Annotated in this window: 17 protein-coding genes and 2 riboswitches; of the genes, 9 read left to right on the top strand and 8 right to left on the bottom strand. The window is 67.9% G+C overall.

Annotated features, from left to right (window positions below; translation table 11 throughout):
* The first annotated feature begins 12 nt into the window (after nucleotides 1-12).
* The gene (locus SBI20_RS02335; RefSeq protein ID WP_317976021.1) at nucleotides 13-774 is read left to right on the top strand and encodes a cobalt-precorrin-6A reductase; all 762 of its coding nucleotides are present in this window, start codon (nucleotides 13-15) and stop codon (nucleotides 772-774) included.
* Here the strand turns inward: SBI20_RS02335 and cobJ are convergent.
* The 8 genes from cobJ to SBI20_RS02375 all read right to left on the bottom strand — a co-directional run bounded on the left by cobJ (nucleotide 738) and on the right by SBI20_RS02375 (nucleotide 10,989).
* On the bottom strand, nucleotides 738-1,514 hold the full coding sequence (cobJ, locus tag SBI20_RS02340; RefSeq protein ID WP_317973528.1) for a precorrin-3B C(17)-methyltransferase: 777 nt from the start codon (nucleotides 1,512-1,514) through the stop codon (nucleotides 738-740). The two genes, SBI20_RS02335 and cobJ, sit on opposite strands and share 37 nt — an antisense overlap.
* Nucleotides 1,511-2,254 (bottom strand): precorrin-2 C(20)-methyltransferase, encoded by a 744-nt coding sequence (gene cobI / locus SBI20_RS02345; RefSeq protein ID WP_317973529.1) that lies wholly within the window; start codon nucleotides 2,252-2,254, stop codon nucleotides 1,511-1,513. Before cobI ends, cobJ begins: the two co-directional genes overlap by 4 nt.
* Nucleotides 2,251-2,880: a precorrin-8X methylmutase gene (locus SBI20_RS02350; RefSeq protein ID WP_317973530.1), complete on the bottom strand. Its 630-nt coding sequence runs from the start codon at nucleotides 2,878-2,880 to the stop codon at nucleotides 2,251-2,253. Before SBI20_RS02350 ends, cobI begins: the two co-directional genes overlap by 4 nt.
* Nucleotides 2,880-4,010: a cobalamin biosynthesis protein CobG gene (locus tag SBI20_RS02355; RefSeq protein ID WP_317973531.1), complete on the bottom strand. Its 1,131-nt coding sequence runs from the start codon at nucleotides 4,008-4,010 to the stop codon at nucleotides 2,880-2,882. Before SBI20_RS02355 ends, SBI20_RS02350 begins: the two co-directional genes overlap by 1 nt.
* Nucleotides 4,007-7,261 (bottom strand): cobaltochelatase subunit CobN, encoded by a 3,255-nt coding sequence (gene cobN / locus SBI20_RS02360; RefSeq protein ID WP_317973532.1) that lies wholly within the window; start codon nucleotides 7,259-7,261, stop codon nucleotides 4,007-4,009. Before cobN ends, SBI20_RS02355 begins: the two co-directional genes overlap by 4 nt.
* A 24-nt stretch (nucleotides 7,262-7,285) precedes the next feature.
* Complete coding sequence (cobW, locus tag SBI20_RS02365; RefSeq protein ID WP_317973533.1) at nucleotides 7,286-8,365, bottom strand: cobalamin biosynthesis protein CobW; 1,080 nt, start codon at nucleotides 8,363-8,365, stop codon at nucleotides 7,286-7,288.
* 191 nt (nucleotides 8,366-8,556) lie between these two features.
* A riboswitch (cobalamin riboswitch) is annotated at nucleotides 8,557-8,795 on the bottom strand.
* A 112-nt stretch (nucleotides 8,796-8,907) separates the two neighbouring features.
* Nucleotides 8,908-9,960 carry a HoxN/HupN/NixA family nickel/cobalt transporter gene (locus tag SBI20_RS02370; protein WP_317973534.1) on the bottom strand — a complete coding sequence of 351 codons (1,053 nt, stop codon included), beginning with the start codon at nucleotides 9,958-9,960 and terminating at the stop codon, nucleotides 8,908-8,910.
* A gap of 173 nt (nucleotides 9,961-10,133) precedes the next feature.
* Nucleotides 10,134-10,375: riboswitch (cobalamin riboswitch) on the bottom strand.
* A gap of 77 nt (nucleotides 10,376-10,452) precedes the next feature.
* Nucleotides 10,453-10,989: a peroxiredoxin gene (locus SBI20_RS02375; RefSeq protein ID WP_317973535.1), complete on the bottom strand. Its 537-nt coding sequence runs from the start codon at nucleotides 10,987-10,989 to the stop codon at nucleotides 10,453-10,455.
* A 256-nt stretch (nucleotides 10,990-11,245) separates the two neighbouring features.
* Here SBI20_RS02375 and SBI20_RS02380 point away from each other — a divergent pair, with 256 nt between their 5' ends.
* The 8 genes from SBI20_RS02380 to SBI20_RS02415 all read left to right on the top strand — a co-directional run bounded on the left by SBI20_RS02380 (nucleotide 11,246) and on the right by SBI20_RS02415 (nucleotide 22,744).
* Nucleotides 11,246-11,968: a fumarylacetoacetate hydrolase family protein gene (locus tag SBI20_RS02380; protein WP_317973536.1), complete on the top strand. Its 723-nt coding sequence runs from the start codon at nucleotides 11,246-11,248 to the stop codon at nucleotides 11,966-11,968.
* A gap of 94 nt (nucleotides 11,969-12,062) precedes the next feature.
* On the top strand, nucleotides 12,063-14,228 hold the full coding sequence (locus tag SBI20_RS02385) for an FUSC family protein (protein ID WP_317973537.1): 2,166 nt from the start codon (nucleotides 12,063-12,065) through the stop codon (nucleotides 14,226-14,228).
* Nucleotides 14,225-14,494, top strand: a complete 270-nt coding sequence (locus tag SBI20_RS02390; protein WP_317973538.1) for a DUF1656 domain-containing protein — start codon at nucleotides 14,225-14,227, stop codon at nucleotides 14,492-14,494. The genes SBI20_RS02385 and SBI20_RS02390 overlap by 4 nt, the downstream gene beginning before the upstream one ends.
* Nucleotides 14,491-15,501: an HlyD family efflux transporter periplasmic adaptor subunit gene (locus SBI20_RS02395; RefSeq protein WP_317973539.1), complete on the top strand. Its 1,011-nt coding sequence runs from the start codon at nucleotides 14,491-14,493 to the stop codon at nucleotides 15,499-15,501. The genes SBI20_RS02390 and SBI20_RS02395 overlap by 4 nt, the downstream gene beginning before the upstream one ends.
* A complete protein-coding gene (locus SBI20_RS02400) occupies nucleotides 15,498-16,976 on the top strand; it encodes an efflux transporter outer membrane subunit (protein WP_317973540.1) in 1,479 nt (492 codons plus the stop codon). Before SBI20_RS02395 ends, SBI20_RS02400 begins: the two co-directional genes overlap by 4 nt.
* 81 nt (nucleotides 16,977-17,057) lie before the next feature.
* Entirely contained in the window at nucleotides 17,058-17,966 is a 909-nt protein-coding gene (locus tag SBI20_RS02405) for a LysR family transcriptional regulator (RefSeq protein ID WP_317973541.1), read from the top strand.
* A gap of 422 nt (nucleotides 17,967-18,388) precedes the next feature.
* Complete coding sequence (locus SBI20_RS02410; protein ID WP_411911487.1) at nucleotides 18,389-19,573, top strand: efflux RND transporter periplasmic adaptor subunit; 1,185 nt, start codon at nucleotides 18,389-18,391, stop codon at nucleotides 19,571-19,573.
* A 6-nt stretch (nucleotides 19,574-19,579) separates the two neighbouring features.
* On the top strand, nucleotides 19,580-22,744 hold the full coding sequence (locus SBI20_RS02415) for an efflux RND transporter permease subunit (protein WP_317973542.1): 3,165 nt from the start codon (nucleotides 19,580-19,582) through the stop codon (nucleotides 22,742-22,744).
* Nucleotides 22,745-22,746: the final 2 nt, after the last annotated feature.

Raw genomic sequence — 22,746 nt, forward strand, 5'->3', positions numbered from 1 at the left:
CCGCACCGCCTTTTGCGCCGCATTCTCGTGCTGGGGGGCACCAGCGAGGCGAGCGAACTGGCCCGCCTCCTGGCCGCGCACGGGCTTTGCGCGACGCTCAGCTATGCCGGGCGCACGGAAAACCCGCGCGCGCAGCCGATCCCGACGCGGGTGGGCGGCTTTGGCGGGGTGGAGGGGCTGGCGGCCTACTTGCGTGCGGAGGGCATCACCCACCTGGTCGATGCGACCCACCCCTTTGCCGCGACGATGAGCGCGAATGCCTGCGCGGCGGCGCAGCTTGCCGGGGTGCCGCTCGTCGCGCTCACCCGCCCGGCGTGGGAGGCGCAGGAGGGCGACCGCTGGCGTGAAGTCGCCACCATCGCGCAGGCGGTCGAGGCACTGGCCGGGGCGCCGCGCCGGGTGTTCCTCGCGCTCGGGCGGCAGCATGTCGAGGCGTTCGCCGCGCAGCCGCAGCATCGTTATGTCCTGCGGTTTGTCGATGCGCCGGGGGAGGCGCCCGCCTTGCCCGATCATGCGCTGGTGGTCGATCGCGGGCCGTTTACCGTGGCAGGCGACCGCGCGCTGATGGAGGCGCACGGCATCGAATGTATCGTCGCCAAGAACGCCGGGGGCAGCGGCGCGCAGGCCAAGCTGGAGGCCGCGCGCGCGCTGGGGCTGCCGGTGATCATGATCGCCCGGCCTGCCTTGCCCCCCCGCATGGAGGTTCACCGGGCCGTCGACGTGCTCGACTGGCTCGATCATGCGCCCCCCTCAGGTGCGGAACGCGGGGTATAGAGCAGGGGCGCTGCGCCGGGCCGTTCGATCAGGCGGGTCTGGCTCGACCCGACGATGACCATCGTGCGCATGTCGGCCATCTCGGGCCGGGCCTGATCGAGGGGGACTATGCGCAAGGCTTCCTGCGGCGTGCAGACGGCACGGGCAAACAGGACCGGGCGGCTGTCGCCACAGGCCTCGCGCAGGACGGCGAGCGCGCGGGCAAAACCCTCAGGCCGGGCCTTGGAGCGCGGGTTGTAGAAGGCCATCGCGAAATCGGCCTGTGCGGCAAGGCGCAGGCGCTTTTCGATGAGGGGCCAGGGCTTGAGATTGTCGGACAGGTTGATCGCGCAGAAATCATGGCCGAGCGGGGCGCCTGCCCGCGCGCTGGCCGCGAGCATGGCGGTGATGCCCGGCAACACGCGGATGTCGAGGCTGCGCCATGACAGCGGCCCGGCTTCGAGCGCCTCGAACACGGCGGCGGCCATGGCGAACACCCCCGGATCGCCCGAGGAAACCACGACCACGCGGGCGCCTTCTTGTGCGAGCGACAGGGCATGGGCCGCGCGGTCGAGTTCCACCCGATTGTCGCTGGGGTGCAGGGTCAGGCCGGGCCGGGGCGCGACGCGCGCGACATAGGGGGTATAGCCGATGACATCGGTTGCCATGGCGAGGGCCTCGCGCACTTCGGGAGTGATCAGGGCTTCATCGCCCGGACCCAGCCCGGCAATCGCCAGCCATCCTTCTTGCCCGGCGCTCATGGACGGCGGCCTTTCCCGTGGATCAGCAGGATCGAGAAATAGGGGGTGACGCTGCTCGCCTGCGCCAGCGGGGTGACGCGCTGTTCGGGCATGGCGGCATATTCGACGAGCCAGGCTTCGTCCGCGCGGCCCGCCTGCGCCACTGCGCGGATCAGCTTGGGCAGGTTGCGCCCGATCTTCATCACCACCAGCGCGTCGGTATCGCGGATGCGGCGGACGAGTTCGTCTTCGGGAAGCGTCGCCATGGCCACGGTCAGCACGTCGTCGCCCCACGTGATGGGCAGGCCCGTGGCATTCCAGGCCCCTGCCATGCCGGTGATGCCGGGGACGACCTCCACCGGCGCCAGCCCCGACAGGCGGCTGTGCAGGTGCATGAACGAGCCATAGAAGAACGGGTCGCCTTCGCACAGGACGACGACATCCTCGCCCGCTGCCGAGAGCGCAACGAGCCTTTGTGTACACTGCGCATAGAAGGCCGAAAGCCGCTCGTTGTAGCGCGGGTCGCTGAACGGGATTTCGGTGGTGACCGGATATTCCATCGCGATCTCGACCACGTCGGGGCGCAGCATGCCTTCGGCAATGCGGCGGGCCTGCCCCGGTCGTCCGGCCTTGCGGAAATAGGCGACATGGGATGCCCCGCGCACGAGGCGGTCGGCGCGCACGCTCAGCAGGTCGGGTGCGCCCGGGCCGAGGCCGACACCGTGGATCGTGCCCGGAATGGGAGAAAGGGGAGCGCTCATTCCGCGCGGCTCGCCAGCGCGTTGATCGCGGCCACGGTGATGGCGCTGCCGCCCAGCCGCCCTTCGACCACGCAACACGGCACGGGGGCTTCCTCCCACAGCGCGGCCTTGGATTCGACCGCGCCGACAAAGCCGACCGGGCAACCGACAATCGCGGCGGGGCGCGGGCAGGCCGGGTCTTCAAGCATGGTCAGCAGGTGAAACAGCGCGGTCGGCGCATTGCCGATGGCGACCACCGCGCCCGCCAGATGCGGACGCCAGAGTTCGAGCGCGGCGGCAGACCGCGTGGTGCCCATGTCCTTGGCAAGGCCGGGAACCTGCGGATCGTGCAGCGGGCACAGGATCGGATTGGCGGCGGGCAGGCGCGCGCGGGTGATCCCTTCGGAGACCATCCGCGCGTCGCACAGGATCGGCGCCCCTGTGGCCAGCGCGGCGCGGGCGGCGGCGGTGAACGTGGGGGAAAAGTGGATATGGCGGGCCAGTTCGACCATGCCGGCGGCATGGATCATGCGCACGGCGACCGGCTCTTCATCGGGGGTGAAGCGGGCGAGATCGGCCTCGGCGCGGATCATCGCGAACGAGCGGGCATAGATCGCGGCGCCATCGGTTTCATACACGTGAGGCATCAGGCAGCTCCAAAACGGGCGAGCACGGCATGGGGGGAAAGCCCGGTTTCCTGCGCGGCTCCGGCGCGGGCGTGATGGGCAAGGTCGAACAGGCCCGCGCGCCCGGTGAGGACGAGATCGGCGGGGGCGGGGCAGGCGCAGCCCTTGGCGCAGCCTGCGACATGGGTGTGGCCGGTCAGATGGGGCGCGAGAGCGCGGGCCAAGGAGCGGGTTTCCACGCTGGCTTGCGGGCACAGCGGCGCGCCGGGGCAGGCGTCGATCCGGCGCAGGGGATCGGCGGGATCGGCGATGAAGCCGGAAAAATCGTGTCCACGCCCGCCTTCGATCAAGAAAACGCGCCATGGCGTCAGGCGCAGGCCGTTCACGCCCGGACGGTCGAGCGCGCGCAGCAGGGCCGAGGCTTCGATCTGTCCGAACGGGGCGGCCAGCGCCATGCCGAGGGAGGTCGCACCCGGTTCGAGAGGTGGGCGCGGGCGCGCGGGGCCTTGCGTGCCCTTGGCCCAGTCGGGCAGGGGGGCGGTGTGGCGAGCCATGCGGCCTGCCTGCGCGCCGCCGCTCCGGGCGAACCAGCAGGCCAGATCGGCGAGCAAGGCGGCCTCTTTCCCGAACGGGGCGGCGGCCCCCAGCGGGCGGGCCTGCGCGCGCAGGATCAGGCCGCCCGACGCGCCGCGCTCGATGCGGAAATCGCCCGCCTCGCCGGTCAGAACCGGGGCTGGCCCGGCATCCACGACAAAGCCGATTTTGCCGGGCAGGGGCGGCAGGGCGGGCAGAGCCTCGACGAGCGCGCTGGCAATGCGATGGGTATCGTCTCCAACCTGCCAGTCGGGCGCGACGAGGATGGTCCGCCGTGCTTCGAGGGTGGGGTCTTCGTCGACGAGGCCGAGCGTGATCAGGCTTTCGAGCAGGGGGCGCCACTGGCTCTCGCGCACGCCGCGCAGTTGCAGGTTGGCGCGGCGGGTGAGGTCGATGATCCCGTTGCCGTGGCGCAGCGCGGCTTCGCACATGGCGCGGGCCTGCGGCGTGGTGAGGCGCGCCATGCGCGGCTTGACCCGGACGAGCAGGCCGTCGCCTGCCTCCATCGGGCGCCATGCATTGGGACACCAGCCCCGGATCGTGCCGTTCGATGTCATGCGGGAGTGTCCGGCAGGCTGGCGAGGATCGAATTGCGCCGCGTCTGCCACAGGCCAGCGCGGTGGAGCGCGGCAAAGCGGGCCTCCATAGCGGCCAGGGCGCCGGGATTTTCGCGGGCGAGGAACGCGCGGACATCCACATCGCCCAGCGTGGCGTCATGATAGAGATCGAACAGATGGGCCGGGACGGCGCCCGCCAGATGGGCAAAGGCGCCCAGATGGTCGAGCGTGGCGGCCAGTTCTGCCCCACCGCGAAAGCCGTGGCGCATCATCCCCGCGATCCAGCCGGGATGGGCGGCGCGGGCGCGCACCACGCGGGCGATTTCCTCGGGGAGCGGGCGGGCGACGGGCTTGGCGGGGTCGTGGCTGTCGAGGTGATAGAGCGCGGCCCTGTTGGCGCCGACCGCCGCCTGCGCGGCGGCAAAACCGCCTTCGTGGGCGGCATAGTCGGCAGCCAGCAGGAGGTCGGTCTCCTCCAGATCCTGCACATGGACATAGGCATCGGCCTGTCCGACACGTTCGCGCAAGCCTTGCGGATCGGGCGCGAGGTCGGCGTGGTCGAGCGGCTGGTCGGAGGCGGCGAGCCAGGCCTCGCCCCCGGCCCGGCGGCCTTGCTCGCCATACGTCTCAAGCGCCCCACCCATGCCAAGGCCATAGCGCGCAGGCCGGGGGCCATAGACGCGGTGGGGCGCCTGCTGGCCGACGAAGGGGTTCCATTCGGCAGGTTCGTCGCGGTCGGCCAGCGCGCGCACGGCCTGCCCGAACAGCAGCGGCAATTGCGGGAAGGCATCGCGAAACAGGCCCGAGACCCGCAAGGTCACGTCGAGGCGCGGCCTTTCGAGGAGGGCAATGGGCAGGATTTCCACGCCCGTCACCCGGTCGGAGGCACTGTCCCACACCGGTTTCGCGCCCAGCAGGTGGAGCGCCATGGCAAACTCCTCGCCCGCCGTGCGCATCGTGGCCGAACCCCAGAGGTCGACGACGAGCGCACGCGGCCAGTCGCCATGGTCCTGAAGATGGCGGCGCACGAGTTCCTCGGCGAGGGTCACGCCTTGGGCATGGGCGGCGCGGCTGGGCACCGCGCGCGGATCGATCGTGTAGAGATTGCGGCCCGTGGGCAGGACATCGCTGCGCCCGCGATAGGGCGAGCCGGAGGGGCCGGGTGCCACCCGCCGCCCGGCCAGCGCGGCGCGCAGGCCGGTACGCTCGGCCAGCCCCTGTTCGCCCCGGCCAAAGACGTGAAGCCCTTCGCCAAACCGGCTTTCCTTGATCTCGCACACGAAGCGGTCGATGCGGGTGATCGTTTCGGCGGCGGTGGCTTGGGGGGAGAGGCCGAGATCGGCGGCAAGGCCGAGGGCTTGTGCCTCGCCGCAGATGGCGCCGGTCAGGCGGTCGCGCCGGGCCGGGTCGAGACCGTCGGCGTTGGAAAATTCGTCGAGCAGGGCTTCGAGGCGGTCCAGCCCGGTGGCCTTGCCGGCGGGGACGAGGGGCGGCGGGGCATGGCCGATGGTGACCGCGCCGATGCGCCGCTTGGCCTGCGCGGCCTCGCCCGGATCGTTGACGATGAACGGATAGACCACCGGCAGCGACCCGACCAGCACCTCGGGCCAGCAGGCGCCCGAAAGCGCGACAGCCTTGCCCGGCAGCCATTCGAGCGTGCCATGGGCGCCCAGATGGATCAGGGCATTGAGGCCAAGGCTGCGCAGCCAGAGATGGAACGCGACATAGCCATGGCAGGGCACGCGGTCGAGGTCGTGATAGTCGTCCTCGCGCGTGGCGTGGGCGCCGCGTTCGGGCTGAAGCAGCACGCGCACGGTGCCGCAGGGGAGACCGGTGAAATGGAATGCGCCCTCGCGGCAGGCTGGGTCATGGGCCGGATCGCCCCACGCTCGCGCGAGGTCGGCTTGCAAGCTTGGGGGCAGGGTGGCCAGCGCTTCACGATAGGCGGAAAGCGGCCATGTCAGGCGCTCGTGCTGCAAGGCGGTGGCGAGATCGGCGGGCACCGGCTGGCCCAGATCGGCCAGAATGGCTTGCGCGGAAGCCAGCGCGTCGAGGCCGACGGCATGGGCTAGCAGGTGGGGCTTGCCCGGATAGGTCGAGAGCACGAGAGCGAGAGATTGGGGTGAAGGGTGCCGGGCCAGCGCCATCCAGCCCTCGACCCGCGCGACGATGGCCGCGATGCGTTCGGGATCGGCCTGATGGCGCGCCGGGGCAAGGCCCAGCGCCGGATCGGGCGTGCCGCTTTCCTTGAAGCTGGCGACACCGGCCAGAATGCGCCCGTCGATCTCGGGCAGGACGACATGCATGGCAAGGTCTGCCGGAGACAGCCCGCGCGGCGAGGCCTCCCATCCCGCGCGCGGCGCGGTGGCGAGCGCGAGTTGGAAGACCGGCACCCCGGCACTGTCGAGCGGGCTGTGGCCGTTCTCGTCGCGGGCGGAAAAGGCCGTGGCGTTGACGATGGCCGCCGGGGCGAGGGCGGCGATCCATTCTGCGATGGCCCCGCGTGCCTCCGGGGCCTTGAGCGAGGAGGCAAAGAGGCCAAGCGCCGCAGCCCCTCGCGCCTCGAACGCGCGGATCAGCGCGGCGATGGGGTCAAGGTCACCCGCGGCCAGATAGGCACGGTAGAACACCACGAGCACCAGCGGGCGGGCCGGATCGCAGGGCACTTTGAGCGGATCGACGAGGCCCCGGTCCGGGTGCCAGCCGCCAGCGGGGGGGAGCGGCTCTTGCCCGGCGGGCGTGGCTCCGGGCGCAAAGCCTGCCTGCCCGGCCAGAAGGGCAAGCGCCGCGCGGGCGGCGGGCGCGCCGCCTTGCGTGCAGAGCCGGTCGAGCGCGCGCAGGGTTTCGGGGGGCACCGTGGAATAGCTGTCCAGCCGGGGATCGGGGCGACCGTCGCCGGGCAGGACGGCCAGCGCAATGCCCTGCGCGCGGGCCAGCAGGCTCACTTGCGAAAGACCATAGGCCCAATAGGCCTCCCCGCCGATCAGCCGGATCAGGATCGCCCGCGCGCCGCCCAGCGTGCGCTCGACATAAGTATCGACCGACAGCGGATGGGCGAGCGTGGCCAGATTGGCCAGGCGCATGTCGGGAAAGGCCGGATCGTCTGCGCGTGCCGCGTGCCAAGCAGCGCCGAAGGCCCCGAGGTCGCTGTCGGAAAACGACAGCACCACGAGGGGCGCGGGCGCCTGCCCGAGGTCTTGCGGGCTGGCGGTTTCCTCCATCCCGTGGGTTTCGCGAAAGACGATGTGCATGGGGCCAGCTTCCCGCTTTGCGCTTCAGCCTGCCTGCACCGCTTCCTGTTGGGGCACGGCCCTGAGCACGGCCTCGATGGCTTCGGACACCAGCGCCTCGCGCTCGGCGATCACCACGAGGCGGGTTTCGCGCGGGTCTTGCGGGCGCCACGGGCGGTCGTAGCTCTGGCGCAGGCGCGTGCCCACGGCCTGAACCAGCAGGCGCATCGGCTTGCCCGCGACGGCGGCATGGCCCTTTACGCGCAGCACCGCGTGATCGCGGGCGAGGGTCTCGATGGCGCGGGCCAGTGCGTCGGGATCGGTAATCGCGCCCAGCGTCACCACGATGCTGGCGAAGTCGTCGTGTTCGTGGTCGTCCTGCCCGTCGTGGTGCGAGGGGCGGGCGGCCAGATCGTTTTCTGCGGCGGCGTCAAGGCCGAGGATCACGCGCGGATCGACCACGCCTTCGGCCAGTTCGATCACCGGGATGGCGCGCGGGGCCAGCGCGGTGATGGCGGCGCGGGCGCGGGCAAGGCCTTCGGGCCCGGCCAGATCGGCCTTGGTGAGCAGCACCATGTCGGCGCAGGCGAGCTGGTCTTCGAAGACTTCGGCCAACGGGGTCTCGTGGTCGATCCCCGGATCGGCGGCGCGCTGGGCGTCGAGCGCGACCGGGTCGGGCGCGAAACGGCCCGCGGCCACCGCTTCGGCATCGGCCAGCGCCAGCACGCCATCGACGGTGATCCGGCTGCGGATGGCGGGCCAGTCGAAGGCCTTGAGCAGGGGCTTGGGCAGGGCGAGGCCCGAGGTCTCGATCAGGATGTGATCGGGCCGGGGTTCGAGCGCGAGCAGGCGCTCGACAGTCGGGATGAAATCATCGGCGACCGTGCAGCAGATGCAGCCATTGGCCAGCTCGACGATATTTTCCGCCGGGCAATCGGGGATCGCGCAGGACTGGAGAATGTCGCCATCGACCCCCAGCGTGCCGAATTCGTTGACCACCACGGCCAGCCGCCGCCCGCCCGCATGGCGGATCAGGTGGCTGATGAGAGTGGTCTTCCCCGCGCCCAGAAAGCCGGTGACGATGGTGACGGGCACTTTGCCCAGATCGGGGCCCAGATCGGCCATATGCACACACTCCCCGCGCCCGAGCGAGACAGGGCGGAGCGTACCGGACACAAGGCTGTCCGGCTGGCGCACGGCAAGGGGCAGGCGCGAAAATCGCCCGAGACCGCACGGCCCATGCAGCTCCGGCCACATGGTTTTCGTCGCTCAGACGGAAGTGTTACCGTGCCTTGGCCATCCCCTGGACCCGGGCAAGAGCGACCGGTGCGCCGGCAGGTCTCCTGGCTTGCGGGTCACAGCTTGATGCATGCCTTCCCAGCGCCGCGTTCCTGCGGCCTCCAGTGGCTGCCCCGTCGAAGGGGCCATGCATCGCGCTATCCGCTCACAGTTGCAGGGACAGCCGCGGATTTGGGGAACAGGCGCAAGGCGCCTTTTCTCCTCACCGCATTCCCGATTAAGCCCCTTTCGGGGCACCGGCGCGAGTCTGATGTGAAGGCATGGGGCCAATCCTTGTAGGACAGGCTCCGTGCTTTCGGGAGTGCTCCTAGCCGCATCGCCGCCACTGTGCAATCGTGGAGATGAGGGCGGGCAGATGAGGCCCAATGTCAGGCGGAGGCGGAAATGTCGATTTCGTCCAGTCGCTTCCAGCGATAGATCGCGAAACTGATGAGCCAGCACCCGGCAAACAGGCCGATGATCGCAAAGCCCAGCGCGTTGAAGTGTGAGGCAGCCTTTGCGGCCATGTTCCAGGGCCAGCCGGTGAGCGCCAGCTTGTCGCCGATCAGCGCGCATGTCTCGATCCCGCCGATCACGATGGCCACCAGCGCCGAGATCGCCGTGATGGTGATGTTGTAGTAAAGCTTGCGGATTGGCTTGACGAAGGCCCAGCGATAGGCGCCCAGCATGATCACCCCGTCGAGCGTATCGACCAGCGCCATGCCTGCGGCAAACAGGGCGGGCAGGACGAGCATCGTGCCCAGCGCCAGATGATCGGCGCCCTGATTGGCCGAGAGCCCCAGAATGGCAACTTCGGTGGCCGTGTCGAAGCCCAGCCCGAACAGGAAGCCGAGCAGGGCCATGTGCCAGCTCTTGCTGACAAGGCCGAACAGCGGGCGCAGCAACCTTGCCAGCCCCCCGCGCGAGGCGAGCAGCATGTCGAGGCTCTCCTCGTCGTGGGGAAGACCGGCGCGTGCGCGCCTGAAGGCCTGCCAGACCGAACGCAGGATCGCGAGGTTGAGCCCGGCAATGGCAAACAGGAAGAAGGCCGAAATGCCCGTGGCCAGAACGCCGCCCACTTCGCGGAAGGCTTCAAAGCGGCTGAGCGCATTGGCCGTGAGCGCGACCGCCACCGAAAGCGCGGCGATGATGCCCGAATGGCCGAGCGCGAACCAGAAGCCCACCGCGATCGGGCGCTGGCCCTGCTGCATGAGCTTGCGCGTGACATTGTCGATGGCCGCGATGTGATCGGCATCGACCCCGTGACGCAGGCCAAGGCTCCAGGCGAGCGCGGCGGTGCCCAGCAGCAGCGGCTGCGCGCCCAGGGCGCCCAGCGCCCAGGCCCATGCCGCCAGATTGGCGAGGACCAGGGCGGCGAGCAGGATGAGGATGCGGCGCTTGAGCGGGGCGCCATGGAAGAAACGGGAGAAAGAGACAGCCATCGCGGGGCGAACTTTCGGCAAAAGGACGACAAGGCCCGAAGCCGTCCACGCGCAAGGCACAGCCTTCCGCGCAGCCGGTTCGAGCCGCTACAGCGTCGCCCTGACGGAGTTCACCCGGACGCAGTTTGCCGGGGGCGAGTTCACCGTGCCCTGGCCATCCCCTGGACCATGGCGTGAGCGACCGGATGCCGGCAGGTCTCCTGGCTCGCGGGTCATCGCTTGATGCTTGCCTTCCCAGACCTCGCATGATTTTGCGTCCGGTCCAGTGGCTGCCTCCCCCTCGATGCGGGGGAAGACGTAAGCATCGCGCTCTCCGCTTACAGTTGCAGGGACAGCCACGGATTGGGGCGCCCGCAGGCGCCCGCACCGTATTCCCGATTAAGCCCCGTTTGGGGCACCGGCACGATCTGGAAGGCCATTTATCGACGCGGGCCCATCAAGGTCAAGCCCGCATCCGGCCCGCATGGGGGCCGCAGTGGCGTTGGAGGGCGCTCAGCGGTGGCTGGCGTTCCAGGTCTTGACCGCAGCCATGGCCTTTTCGATGTGGGTCAGCGGATTGTGGTCGGTATAGCTCGACACGATCTTGCCGTCTGGTGCGATGACGTAGGAAGTCCGGTCGGAAAGTGTCTGGCCATTAAAGGAAATCTGGTTCTTGTAGAGCCCCGCGATCCGGGCGCCGGGGTCGGCGGCGACGGCGAACTTGTCGCGGCATTCGACTTTCGAGAATTCGGCTACGCGCTCGATGTTGCCAGCCGTCACGCCGATCACGGTGGCGTGCTGGGCCTTGAAGGCATCGGTTGCCTCGGCAAAGGCATGGGCCTCGATCGTGCAGCCGCTGGTGAAGGCCGCCGGGAAGAAATAGAGCACGACGGGGCCCTTCTTCAGGCTCTTCCTGAGCGAGAAGTCCATGGCCTTGCCCCCTTGCGCGGCCTTGAGCGTGAAATCAGGCGCGATGGTGCCTGCGGGAAGTGCGGCCTGTGCCGGAACCGCGCTGGCAGCAAGGGCCAGGGTGCCAAGAGAGCCAAGCATAAACAGGGCCTTGCTGCGTGAAGCGAGGAAACGGGGTGAAGCGATGAGGGCGGTCATGGGATGCTCCTTGGCGGAAATTGGGGGCGGAAACGGGCCCGGCTGTTTACGGGTGTTGTAATGCGGAACGGGCAAAAGGCGCGCGCAAACTTGCGCAAAAAACGCAGGTCAGGGCGTTTGCGGCGCAGAACCCCTGTTTTTACCCGCAAACGCGCTTGAAAGCGCAGGCGCCATGCCGCACAAATCGGCCATGACTGAAATGCCTGTCCCTTCGCTTCCTCCCGCGCCCAGCCTGGCTGTCGTGGGCAGCACGGCCCGTTTTCCGGTCGGGCGGATTTTCTGCGTGGGGCGCAACTATGCCGATCATGCCCGCGAGATGGGCGCCGATCCGGTGCGCGAGGCGCCGTTCTTCTTCACCAAGGGGCCCCACGCCATTCTCGACGCAGGCGGTGCGCAAGGGGCGAACCTGCCCTACCCGACGCAGACCGCCAACCTGCACCACGAGATCGAACTCGTCGTGGCCATTGGCGTTGGCGGCGCTGACATCGCGCCCGAGGCCGTGGCCGATCATGTCTTCGGCCATGCCGTGGGGATCGATTTTACCCGCCGCGACCGTCAGGACGAGGCCAAGGCGGCGCGCCGTCCGTGGGACATGTCGAAGAGCTTCGATGGCGCCGGGCCGGTCGGGGCGATCACGCCGGGGGGCGCCCCGCTCGACGGGGACAGCGCGATCACGCTCGATGTCGATGGCGTGCGTGTCCAGTCGGGCCACCTTGGCGCGATGATCTGGGGCGAGGCCGAACTCGTCGCGGAACTCTCGCGCTGGCAGGCCTTGCAGCCGGGCGACCTCATCTTCACCGGCACGCCCGCCGGGGTCGGCGCGGTGGGCGTGGGCGCGCGTCTGGTCGGGCAGGTCGACGGGCTTGAGCCGGTGGTTGTGACGATCGGCGACCGGTCTGTCCCGGACAATGCTCGGTCGTGACAGCGCAAACAGGGTTTGCCTGAGAGTTTCTGGTCCCGGAATGTTTGCCCGGCATGCGTTTGCCTTGCCGGACATGGAAAGAGATTGATCGGCCATGGCCGCCCCGCCGCTCAGCTTTGCTGGCGTTTACGAATCCTTGCGTATTCCGACGCTGCGCGATCTGGTGTTTTCGGCCAAGGCCTATCTGGCGGCGGCCGTGGCGCTGTTCATCGGGTTCAGCCAGGGGCTTGAAAAGCCCTATTGGGCGGTGCTGACGATCTATAGCGTGCTCACGCCCCCTGAATCCGGGGCGATCCGCTCCAAGGCGATGTTCCGCCTGATCGGAACGCTGGCGGGCGGGGTGATGATGATCGGCCTGACCGCCCTGTTCGGCGACCAGTTGGGCATTCTGGTGACCGCGACGATTGCGGTCGTCACGCTGGCCACGTTCCTGCGGCAGGCCGACCGGACCCCGAGCAACTACCTGTGGTTCTCGACCGGGATCACCATGGCGGTGATCGGGTTGACGAACCTGATGCAGCCCGAGAACGTGTTCGCTGCAACCACCGCGCGGGTGGCCGAGATCACGCTGGGCATCCTCGTGGTCACGGCGGTCGACGCGATGTTCTGGCCCCGGCCGATGACGCCCGATTTTCTCGACACGATGACCAAATGGCGGGGCGACGTGCAGCACTGGGTGCTCGACGCGCTCAGCCTGACCGCCGCCCAGACTTCAGGCGACGAGCGCCGCATGGCCTTGCGGCAGGGCTTGCGCGACCTGACCAAGGCTGTGGGCGAAATCGACGGCAAGGCGGTCCAGCTTCCCTATGATGTGGTCGCGGTCGTGCCCCGGCGGCGCCAGATCGATCTCGTGCGGCGCCAGACGGTCAGCCTGATTGCCGATCTGGCGGGCATCGAGATCTGGGCGCGCTCGCTCCGGCGCGACCTGCTGCTGCACAGCCATCTGGGCGCAGTGCTCGATGCGGTCAGCGACTGGGTGCGCGAAAGCCATGCGGCCGGCCATTCTCAGGCGGTGAGCATCGCCACGCGGGGCGATGCGCTGATCGCCGATTTGCAGGCGCGCCGGGCCGCGCTCGACCCCCGCGACGGGCGCACCACGCTGACCGAACGCGGGCTGATCACGCGGCTGGCGGCCTTTGTGCGCGACTGGAGCGATCTTTTGCTGGCCTTGCGGTCGGTCGAGACGGGCGAGGCCCTGCCACGCCGCCTCGACGTGATCGCCCGCGCGGCGCGGCCCGTGCGCAGCGTCGACTATCTGGGGGCGGTGCTCGACATCCTGCCGATGGTCCTCTCGATGACCAGCGCCGCCGTGCTGTGGTATTGCACGGCCTGGAACGCGGGAGGCGGGGCCTTGCTGTTCTCGCTGATCGGCTGCGTGTTCCTGATCGGGCAGGGGCAGGTGCTGCGCTCGAGCGCCGGGCTGATGACGTGGATCATCACCGCCTTTGCGTTCGTGTTCCTCTATCAGTTCGCGATCCTGCCCCGTGTCACCGATTTTCCGGTGCTGATCGCGGTGCTGGGGTGCCTGCTCCTGCCCGCAGGACTGTTGATGACGATGAGCATGGCCGGCATGCTGATCTGCGTCTACGTGTTCTCGTTCCTCGGGCTTCAGGATGCCTATGCCGGGGATTTCAACCAGAGCCTGCAAACCCTCAACGGATCGCTGGTGGGGCTGATGATCGCCATCGCCTGGCTTCATGCCTGCAACTATGACCGGGGACGCTTCAGCGTGCGCCGTCTGGTCGGCGCAGCGCGGCAGGATGTCTATGACATCGCGCGGGCACGGCATTTGCCCGACCCGCAGCGCTTCCTGTTCCTCGCGATCGACCGCCTTGCGCTCTATTTTCCCGCCGCCGAACTGGTGGCCGACGGAAAGCCGCTGCCACGCCTGCGGATGATCGATGATTTTGCGGTGGGCATGAACCTGATGATCATCCGGGCCGAGGCGGCGCATATGCCGCCCGTGCTTGCCGGCAAGCTCGAACAGGTCCGGCGCGAGGTCGCGCGGGTCTATGAGCGGCACCGGTTCGAGCGGCCCTTGCTGGCCGCGATGCGCCCTGCCGAGCTTGGCGATGATCCGCGCGGCGACCTGTCCGGCGATCTTCCGGGCGAGGCGCTGCTCGTGCTGGTCGACGATGCGCTTGAGGAAGCCGCGCGCACCGATGTGCACGATCACGAGCATCTTCTCGAAGCGCTCACCGGCCTCTACCTTGCCCTCGCCGATATCCGTTCCCTGCCGCCGGGCCCGATTGCATCATGAAACAGAACTTCCTGATTGGCGGGGTGATCCTCTCGCCGCTGGTGCCGCAAGTCCTGCTGGCCCTGATGCTCACGGTGATCCTTTCGATCGTCCTGATGCGGCTGGGGTTCTACCGGCTGGTGTGGCACCGTTCGCTCGTGGAACTTTCGCTGTTCTGCATCCTTCTCGGACTGGTGGTGGTGCTCGACCCCCTGGGGATCATCATGGCTATCCTTTCTCCCCACAGCGGCCTTGCTCCTTTTTCTTTTGGTGGACTGACCCGATGACCAGACTGATGCCGGCGCTTGGACGCGTCGCGCTTACCCTTCTTCTGCTGGCCGGCGCGGGGGTCGCGCTGTTTGTCGTGTGGGGCCACTACGAGAACGATCCCTGGACGCGCGATGGCAGTGTCGAGGCCGATGTGGTTCAGGTGAGCGCCGACGTGAGCGGCCTCGTCTCGCAGATCCGGGTACACGACAACCAGTTCGTCCATGTCGGCGACGTGCTGTTCACCATCGACGAGGACCGCTACGAGGCTCAGTTCGAGCAGGCCGAGGCCGCCGTCGCCACCGCAAAAGCCAATATCGCCAATGCCCGCGCAGGGATCGTGAGCGCGCAGGCGGCCCTGGCCAATGCCCGCCGCGAACAGGCGCGTTATCTGAGCCTTGGCGATCTGGTCAGCCGCGAGGTGCAGGACCAGCGCACGACCACCGTCGAGCAGGACCGGGCCGCGCTGGCGCAGGCCGAGGCCACGCTCGCCCAGGCGCGGGCGGGGCTCGATCAGGCGGTCGCCAACCGCAAGCTCGCCCATGTCAATCTCGACCGCTCGTCGGTCCGGGCGGGGGTCAATGGCTTCATCACCGGTTTCAGCCTGCGTCCGGGCGATTTCGTGACCGCCGGTTCGCCCCGCTTCGCGCTGCTCGATACCGACAGCTATTATGTGCTGGGCTATCTGGAGGAAACCAAGCTCCACCGCTTCGAGATCGGCGACAGGGCGAAGATCACCCTGCTGGGCGACGGACGCCCGCTGTGGGGCCATGTCGAGAGCCTGTCGGCGGGGATCACCGACCGCCAGCAGAACAGTTCGGGCGTTCTCCTGCCCAACATCACCCCCACGTTCAGCTGGGTCCGTCTGGCCCAGCGCGTGCCGGTTCGCGTGGCGATCGACAGCGTGCCCGCCGGTCTGCGGCTGGTGGCCGGGCGCACGGCCACGGTCACGATCTTGACCGATGGCCAGGCCGACGGGGAGACGGGCGGGAAGGCTACCCTCCGGTCTGGCCGGAAGCCGTCGTGAAGCGGGGTTTGCTCAGGGCGTCCGCGCTGGCGGCGGGCCTGCCCCTGGCGCTGCTGGCCGGGTGTACGGTCGGCCCGGATTATCGCGCGCCAGCGGTGATGACCGGCAAGGCACCGGTTCCCCCGCTCGCCACGCAAGGCGCGGCGGCCTTCGAGGCGGCCCGCCCGTTGCCCGCCCACTGGTGGCATCTCTATGACGATCCGCGCCTCGATGCGCTGGTCGACAAGGCGCTGGTCCACAATACCGACTTGCGGGTTGCGCTCGCCACGCTCGAACAGACGCGCGCGCAATTGCGCGAGATCGAGGTGCAGCGCACGCCCCAGACGGGCCTCACCGTCGATCCCAGCTATGCCAAGCTGTCGGGCGATGCGCGCGGGGTCGGGCAATCGATTCCGACCACCGCGATCTATGATGCGGCGGCGAGCCTTTCCTACAACCTCGACCTGTTCGGGCAATTGCGCCGCTCGGTCGAGGCCGGGCGGGCCGATGTCGGGGCGGCACAGGCCGCGCTCGATCTGGCGCGGGTCAATGTCGCGGGGCAGACGGCCTCGGCCTATGCCTCGGTCTGTTCGGCAGGCTTGCAGATCGCGGTGACGCAACGCTCGATCGCGGTCGCGCGCCATGCGCTCGATGTCACGCAGCGGCGCTTTGACGCCGGGATTGCCGGGGCCAACGATGTCGTCCGGGCGCGCACGCTCTTGCGCCAGACCGAAGCGGGGCTGCCCGGCCTCGATGCCGCGCGGCAGGCGGCGCTGTTCACGCTGGCGACCCTGACCGGTGACACGCCCGAGGCTTTTCCCGCTGCCGTGGCCACATGCGCGACGCCACCGCTCGTCCGCCAGCCCATCCCCGTGGGCGACGGGGCGGCCTTGCTGGCGCGGCGGCCCGATGTGCGTCAGGCCGAGCGTTCGCTGGCCGCTGCCGTCGCGACCATCGGGGTGAGCACGGCGGGGCTCTATCCGTCGGTTTCGCTGGGCGGTTCGTTCGGGACGACGGCGACCGCGCTGGGCCATGTGGCGCAATCGCGCGCGTTTCACTGGAGCGTGGGGCCGCTGATCACCTGGCATGTGCCCAACCTGAGCGCGGCGAGGGCGCAGATCGCGGGTTCCAATGCCGCCGCGCGGGGCGCGCTCGCCCGGTTCGACGGCACGGTGCTGACGGCCCTGCGCGAGAGCGACACTGCGCTTGTCCGGCTGGCCCGGCAGATGGACAACGAACGCGCGCTGGGCGCTGCGCGCGACGATGCCGCCACCGCCCAGCGCAATGTCGAGCGCCTCTATGCCGGGGGCGTGGGCGAGTTTCTCGATACGCTCGACGCCGAACGCACGCTGATCCAGTCCGAAAACAGCCTCGCGCAGGCCACCGCCCAGGTCTCGCAGGATCAGGTCAGCCTGTTTATGACGCTGGGCGGAGGCTGGGAGGAAGCCCCGGCGGTGGAGGGCATCGCGCTCGATGGGGTGGAGCAGGGCAAGTGAGGCGTGCCCGGTCTTTTGCCCGATCTCTTGATTGCGGTCTTTTGATTGCGCTGGGCCGTCCTGCGGGCCTATGACCCTGCCATGTCCATCGAACATCGCCGCGACGTCATCCGTGACCTGACCACGTTCGTCGTCGTGGCGCGCGAACTCAATTTCACGCGCGCAGCGGCCAAGCTGGGGGTCACGCAGTCGGCGCTCAGCTACACGATCAAGGTTCTCGAAGAGCGGATCGGCGTGCGCCTGTTGACCCGTACCACCCGCAGCGTGGGCCTGACCGAGGCAGGGGAACGGCTTCTCGACGAGGCCGGGCGCCATCTCGACGGGATCGAGCAGGTGCTCACCTGCATCAGCGGCCACAACGACCGCCCGGCCGGCATGGTGCGCATCGTCGCCTCCGACCATATCGCCGCGAGTGTCATCCAGCCCGCGATGGTCGATGTCCTGACCAGATACCCGGAGATCAACCTCGAACTGCTGATCGACAATGCGATGGCCGACATCGTGGCCGAGCGGTGCGATGCCGGGGTGCGTCTGGGCGATCATCTGGCTTCGGACATGATCGTCCTGCCGCTGGGTCCGGAACTGCGCATGGCCGCCGTGGCGACCCCGGCCTATTTCGAGGCCCATGGGCGGCCCCGCATGCCTGCCGACCTCAACGGACACAATTGCCTGGCCTTTCGCATGCAGTCGGTCGGCAACCTTTATGCGTGGGAGTTCGAGAAGGACGGCAAGGTCGTGAGCGTGCGGCCACAGGGGCAATTCGTCAGCAATGATCCCGCGCAGATCCTGGTGGCGGCGCTCAAGGGGGTGGGGATTGCCTTCATGAAGGAAATCTCGGTCCAGGCCTATCTGGAGGATGGGCGGCTGGAGCGCGTGATGGAGGACTGGTGCCCCGGTTTCGGGCGCTATTGCCTCTATTATCCGGCGGCCAAGCAGCCGACGGCAGCCTTTGAAGTGGTGCTCGACACCTTGCGCGACGGCTTGCAGTGACGGCTCATTGACAAGGCTGCTTTATTGATGGATGCTCGCCCCATGGCCGGAACAGCACCGTGCATGGGCTTTTTGGCTGATATTCCAACGATTCTGGCTCGTGACTCCGGTTTTTTAGCTTCACATCCTGCCCCTGAAGCGTGCTCTGTGTGGGTTTGGCGCGGGCAGGGGCCATTCTGGCGGGGCCGGAAACAGGTGTTTCCGGCACGCATTTATCGACCTGATTCATAACTGCATCAAAAGTACGGCATATAGCCAAGCCATTGCCTGCCATTTAAACACTGTATCAGGCGTCAGGTGGCCTCGCGCGGGTTTTGCGCGACCTCCTGGCACGCATCATCATAATCGGGTCTGATGTCAGGCGTCCTCGACATGTTTCGCAAGAATGTCGGGGCTGTCAGGCATTCAGGTGCGTCGGAGAAATGACAATGAGATGGACCATCGGTCGGACGCTGGCCGCGAGCATGCTCCCGTTCGTGGCCGCCGCCTGCTCGCAGCAGCCGCAGGCCCCGGCCCCCGCCACGCCTGAAGTCGGTGTCGTCACCCTTCAGGAGCAGGATGCCGGGATCGAGACCTTGCTTCCCGGTCGGGTCGTGGCGCTCGAAACCTCGGAAGTGCGCCCGCAGGTCAACGGCATCATCCGCCGTCGCCTGTTCGAGGAAGGCGCGCTGGTGAGCGCAGGGCAGGTCCTCTACGAGATCGAGGACGCGCCCTATCGCGCCGCACTGGCCAGCGCGCAGGGCAATCTGGCCATGGCTTCGGCCTCGATCCGCTCGACCCGCCTTCAGGCCGACCGTTACGGGCGCCTGCTGGCGGTCAAGGGGGTCAGCCAGCAGGACTACGACAATGCCGATGCCGCCGCGCGGCAGGCCGCCGCGACCGTGCAGGCCCGCCGCGCCGATGTCATGTCGGCCAATGTCAGCCTTGGTTTCACGCGCATCCGCGCGCCCATCAGCGGGCGCATCGGGCGTTCGCTGCTGACGGTCGGCGCGCTGGCCCAGACCGGCCAGGCCGATCCGCTCGCGACGATCAGCAAGATCAGCGAAGTCTATGTCGACGTGACAGAATCCGCAGACAAGCTGCTGAATCTCAAGGATGCGATCCGCGCTGGCGGGGTTTCGCGCGATGGGGCTTCGACCGTTGCGGTGCAACTGGTCCTGCCCAATGGCAAGACCTATCCGCTTCAGGGCAAGCTGGCCTTCACCGATACGACGGTGGACCCCAGTTCCGGCTCGGTAACCATCCGCGCGCGCTTCCCCAACCCTGACGGCACGCTGCTGCCGGGCATGTATGTGAGCGCCAAAATCGTTCAGGGCGTTCGCCACAACGCCATTCTGGTGCCCCAGCAGGGGGTCAGCCACGATGCCCATGGCGATGCGGTCGCGCTCGTTCTGGGCAGCGATGGCAAGGTCGCGGAGCGCAAGCTCGTGCTTGGCACGGCGCTGGGCGACAAGTGGATCGTGAATTCAGGGCTCAAGGCCGGTGATCGCGTGATCGTCGAAGGGCTGCAACAGGTGAAGCCGGGCGATGCTGCCAAGGCCGCTGCCCCCCAGCAGTCCATGGCCGCCCCCGGACAGGGCGCACGTCCCGAACTCGGGAAGGAATAAGGCTGCATGTCGCGCTTTTTCATCAACAGACCCATCTTTGCATGGGTCATCGCGATCATCCTGATGATGGCGGGGGGCCTGGCCCTGCGCTCGATCTCGATCGCCCAGTTCCCCTCGATCGCCCCCCCTGCGGTCCAGATCACGACTGTGCTGCCCGGCGCTGACGCGCGCACGCTCGAACAGACGACCGCGCAGGTCATCGAGCAGCAGATGAGCGGCCTCGATCACCTCGAATATTTCGCAACCACCAGCGACAGCGCGGGCAACCTGTCGATCATCCTGACTTTCGCGCAAGGGACCAATCCCGACATCGCGCAAGTGCAGGTGCAGAACAAGCTTCAGCAGGCAACCCCGATGCTGCCGCAGGAAGTCCAGCGCCAGGGCCTGATCGTCACCAAGGCGGCCAAGAACTTCCTGATGTTCTTCACGCTCTACTCGGAAAACAACAGCCACAACGACCGGGATCTGGGCGACATGATCGCCTCGAAGCTCAAGGACCCGATCAGCCGCGTGAACGGGGTGGGCGACACCCTGATGTTCGGCGCGCAATATGCGATGCGCATCTGGGTCGATCCGATCAGGCTGTCGAACCTGAACCTCACGATCCAGGACGTGGAAGCGGCCGTTCGCACCCAGAACGCGCAGATCGTTTCGGGGCAGGTCGGTTCGCTTCCGGCGGCCAAGGGACAGGCGATCAACGCCATCGTCACCTCGCAGACGCGCCTGAGCACGCCCGAGCAGTTCCGGAACATCATCCTGCGCACCAACCAGGATGGCTCCAGCGTGCGCATCGGCGATGTCGCGCGGGTCGAACTGGGCGCGGAAAACTACAATTTCCGTGGCCGCTACAACAACCACCCGGCGTCCGCCTTTGCCATCAAGCTCGCCTCGGGGGCCAATGCGCTCCAGACCGTGGCGGACGTGAAGACGGTGATCACCCAGATCGCGACCCAGTTCCCCTCGGACGTCAAGGTCGCCTATCCGCTCGACAACTCGGAATTCGTCAAGCTCTCGATCGAGGAAGTCGTCCACACCCTGTTCGAGGCCATCGTGCTGGTCTTCTTCGTGATGTTCCTGTTCCTCCAGAACTGGCGCGCCACGCTGATCCCCACGATTGCCGTTCCGGTCGTTCTGCTGGGTGCCTTCGCGGTGCTCTATTACGCAGGGTTCACCCTCAACACGCTCACCCTGTTCGGCATGGTGCTGGCCATCGGCCTGCTGGTCGACGATGCCATCGTCGTGGTCGAGAACGTCGAACGCCTGATCCACGAGGATGGCCTGAGCCCCAAGGAAGCCGCGCTGCGCTCGATGGACGAGATTTCGGGCGCGCTGATCGGTATCGGCCTCGTGCTTACGGCGGTGTTCCTGCCCATGGCCTTCTTCGGCGGGTCGGCGGGCGTGATCTTCCGCCAGTTCTCGCTCACCATCGTCATCTCGATGATCCTCTCGGTGCTGGTCGCCCTGATCCTGACCCCGGCGCTGTGCGCCACGATCCTCAAGGCGGGCGACAACATGGGGCAGGAACATGCCCGTCCCGACGCCAAGGGCATCGTGGGCCTGTTCGACCGCTTCTTTGCCTGGTTCAACCGCACGTTCGACAAGGGCCGTGAACGCTACAAGGATGGCGTGCGCAAGGTCGACCGCAACTGGAAGCGCTCGCTGGTCGTCTATGGCCTCGTCGTGGCCGGGTTGGCGATCGTGTTCGTCCGTCTGCCGGGCGGGTTCATGCCTTCGGAAGACCAGGGCTTCCTGTTCGCGCAGGTGACCTTGCCCAATGGCGCGACGCTCGAACAGACCGAAGACACGATGAACCGCGTCACCGACTACTTCAAGACGGTCGAGGGGAACAACGTCGAGGGCGTCTACAACGCGGCAGGCTTCGGCTTCGTGGGGCAGGCGCAGAACGTGGGCCTTACTTTTGTGCGCCTCAAGGACTGGTCGGTCCGCAAGGGTGCGGCCAACAGTGCCAATGCCATCGCGATGCGGGCCTATGGCGCGCTCAGCAAGATCCGTGGCGGCCAGATCATCGCCTTTGGTCCGCCCGCCGTGTTCGAACTGGGCAATGCCGACGGTTTCGACTTCCAGCTCAAGGACACCGGCAACGTCGGCCACGACAAGCTGCTCGAAGCCCGCAACCAGTTGCTTGCCGCCGCCGCCAAGGACCCGCGCCTGGCCATGGTGCGTCCCAACGGGATCGAGGATCTCGCCCAGATCAAGCTCGACATCGACCAGAACAAGGCCGGTGCGCTCGGGCTCGACCTGTCCAACGTCAACGATACCCTCTCGACCGCGCTGGGTGGCAGCTACATCAACGACTTCATGGACCGTGGCCGCGTCAAGAAGGTCTATGTCGAGGCCGACGAGAGTGCGCGCATGACCCCCGATGGCATGGGCACCCTCTATGTGCGGGCCAGCAACGGCACCATGGCGCCGTTCTCGGCCTTTTCGAACTGGCACTGGATCTTCGGGCCGAGCAAGCTTGAGCGCTACAACGGCCAGTCGTCGATGGAAATCATGGGCGCGCCCGCGCCGGGCCACAGCTCGGGCGAAGCGATGCAGGCCATGCAGGAACTGGCCAGCAAGCTGCCCGCCGGGATCGGCTATGAATGGACCGGGCTGAGCTACGAGCAGGAAAAGAGCTCGGGCCAGGCCGGGATGCTCTACGCGCTCTCGCTGCTGATCGTGTTCCTGTGCCTTGCCGCGCTCTATGAAAGCTGGTCGGTGCCGCTCGCGGTGCTGCTGGTGGTTCCGCTCGGCGTGTTCGGCGCGGTTCTCGCCTCGTGGCTGACCGGCCAGTCCAACGACATCTACCTTCAGGTCGGCCTGATCACGACAGTGGGTGTTTCGGCCAAGAACGCGATCCTGATCATCGAGTTCGCCGAGGAAATGATGCGCGAAGGGATGAGCGCGGGGGCGGCAGCCGTCGAGGCGGCCAGGCTGCGCCTGCGTCCGATCCTGATGACCAGCTTTGCCTTCACGCTCGGCGTGCTGCCGCTGGCGCTCTCGCATGGCGCGGGGTCTGGCGGCCAGAACGCCATCGGCTGGGCCGTGGTCGGGGGCATGCTCTCGGCGACCCTGCTGGCGATCTTCTTCGTTCCCACCTTCTTCCGTCTGGTCAAGCAGCTGTTCCGTCAGGACCAGCCCGAAGGCCATGTCGCTCAGGAATCCTGATC

The organism is Novosphingobium sp. IK01, from assembly GCF_033242265.1.
In the GTDB taxonomy this organism is placed as follows: domain Bacteria; phylum Pseudomonadota; class Alphaproteobacteria; order Sphingomonadales; family Sphingomonadaceae; genus Novosphingobium; species Novosphingobium pituita.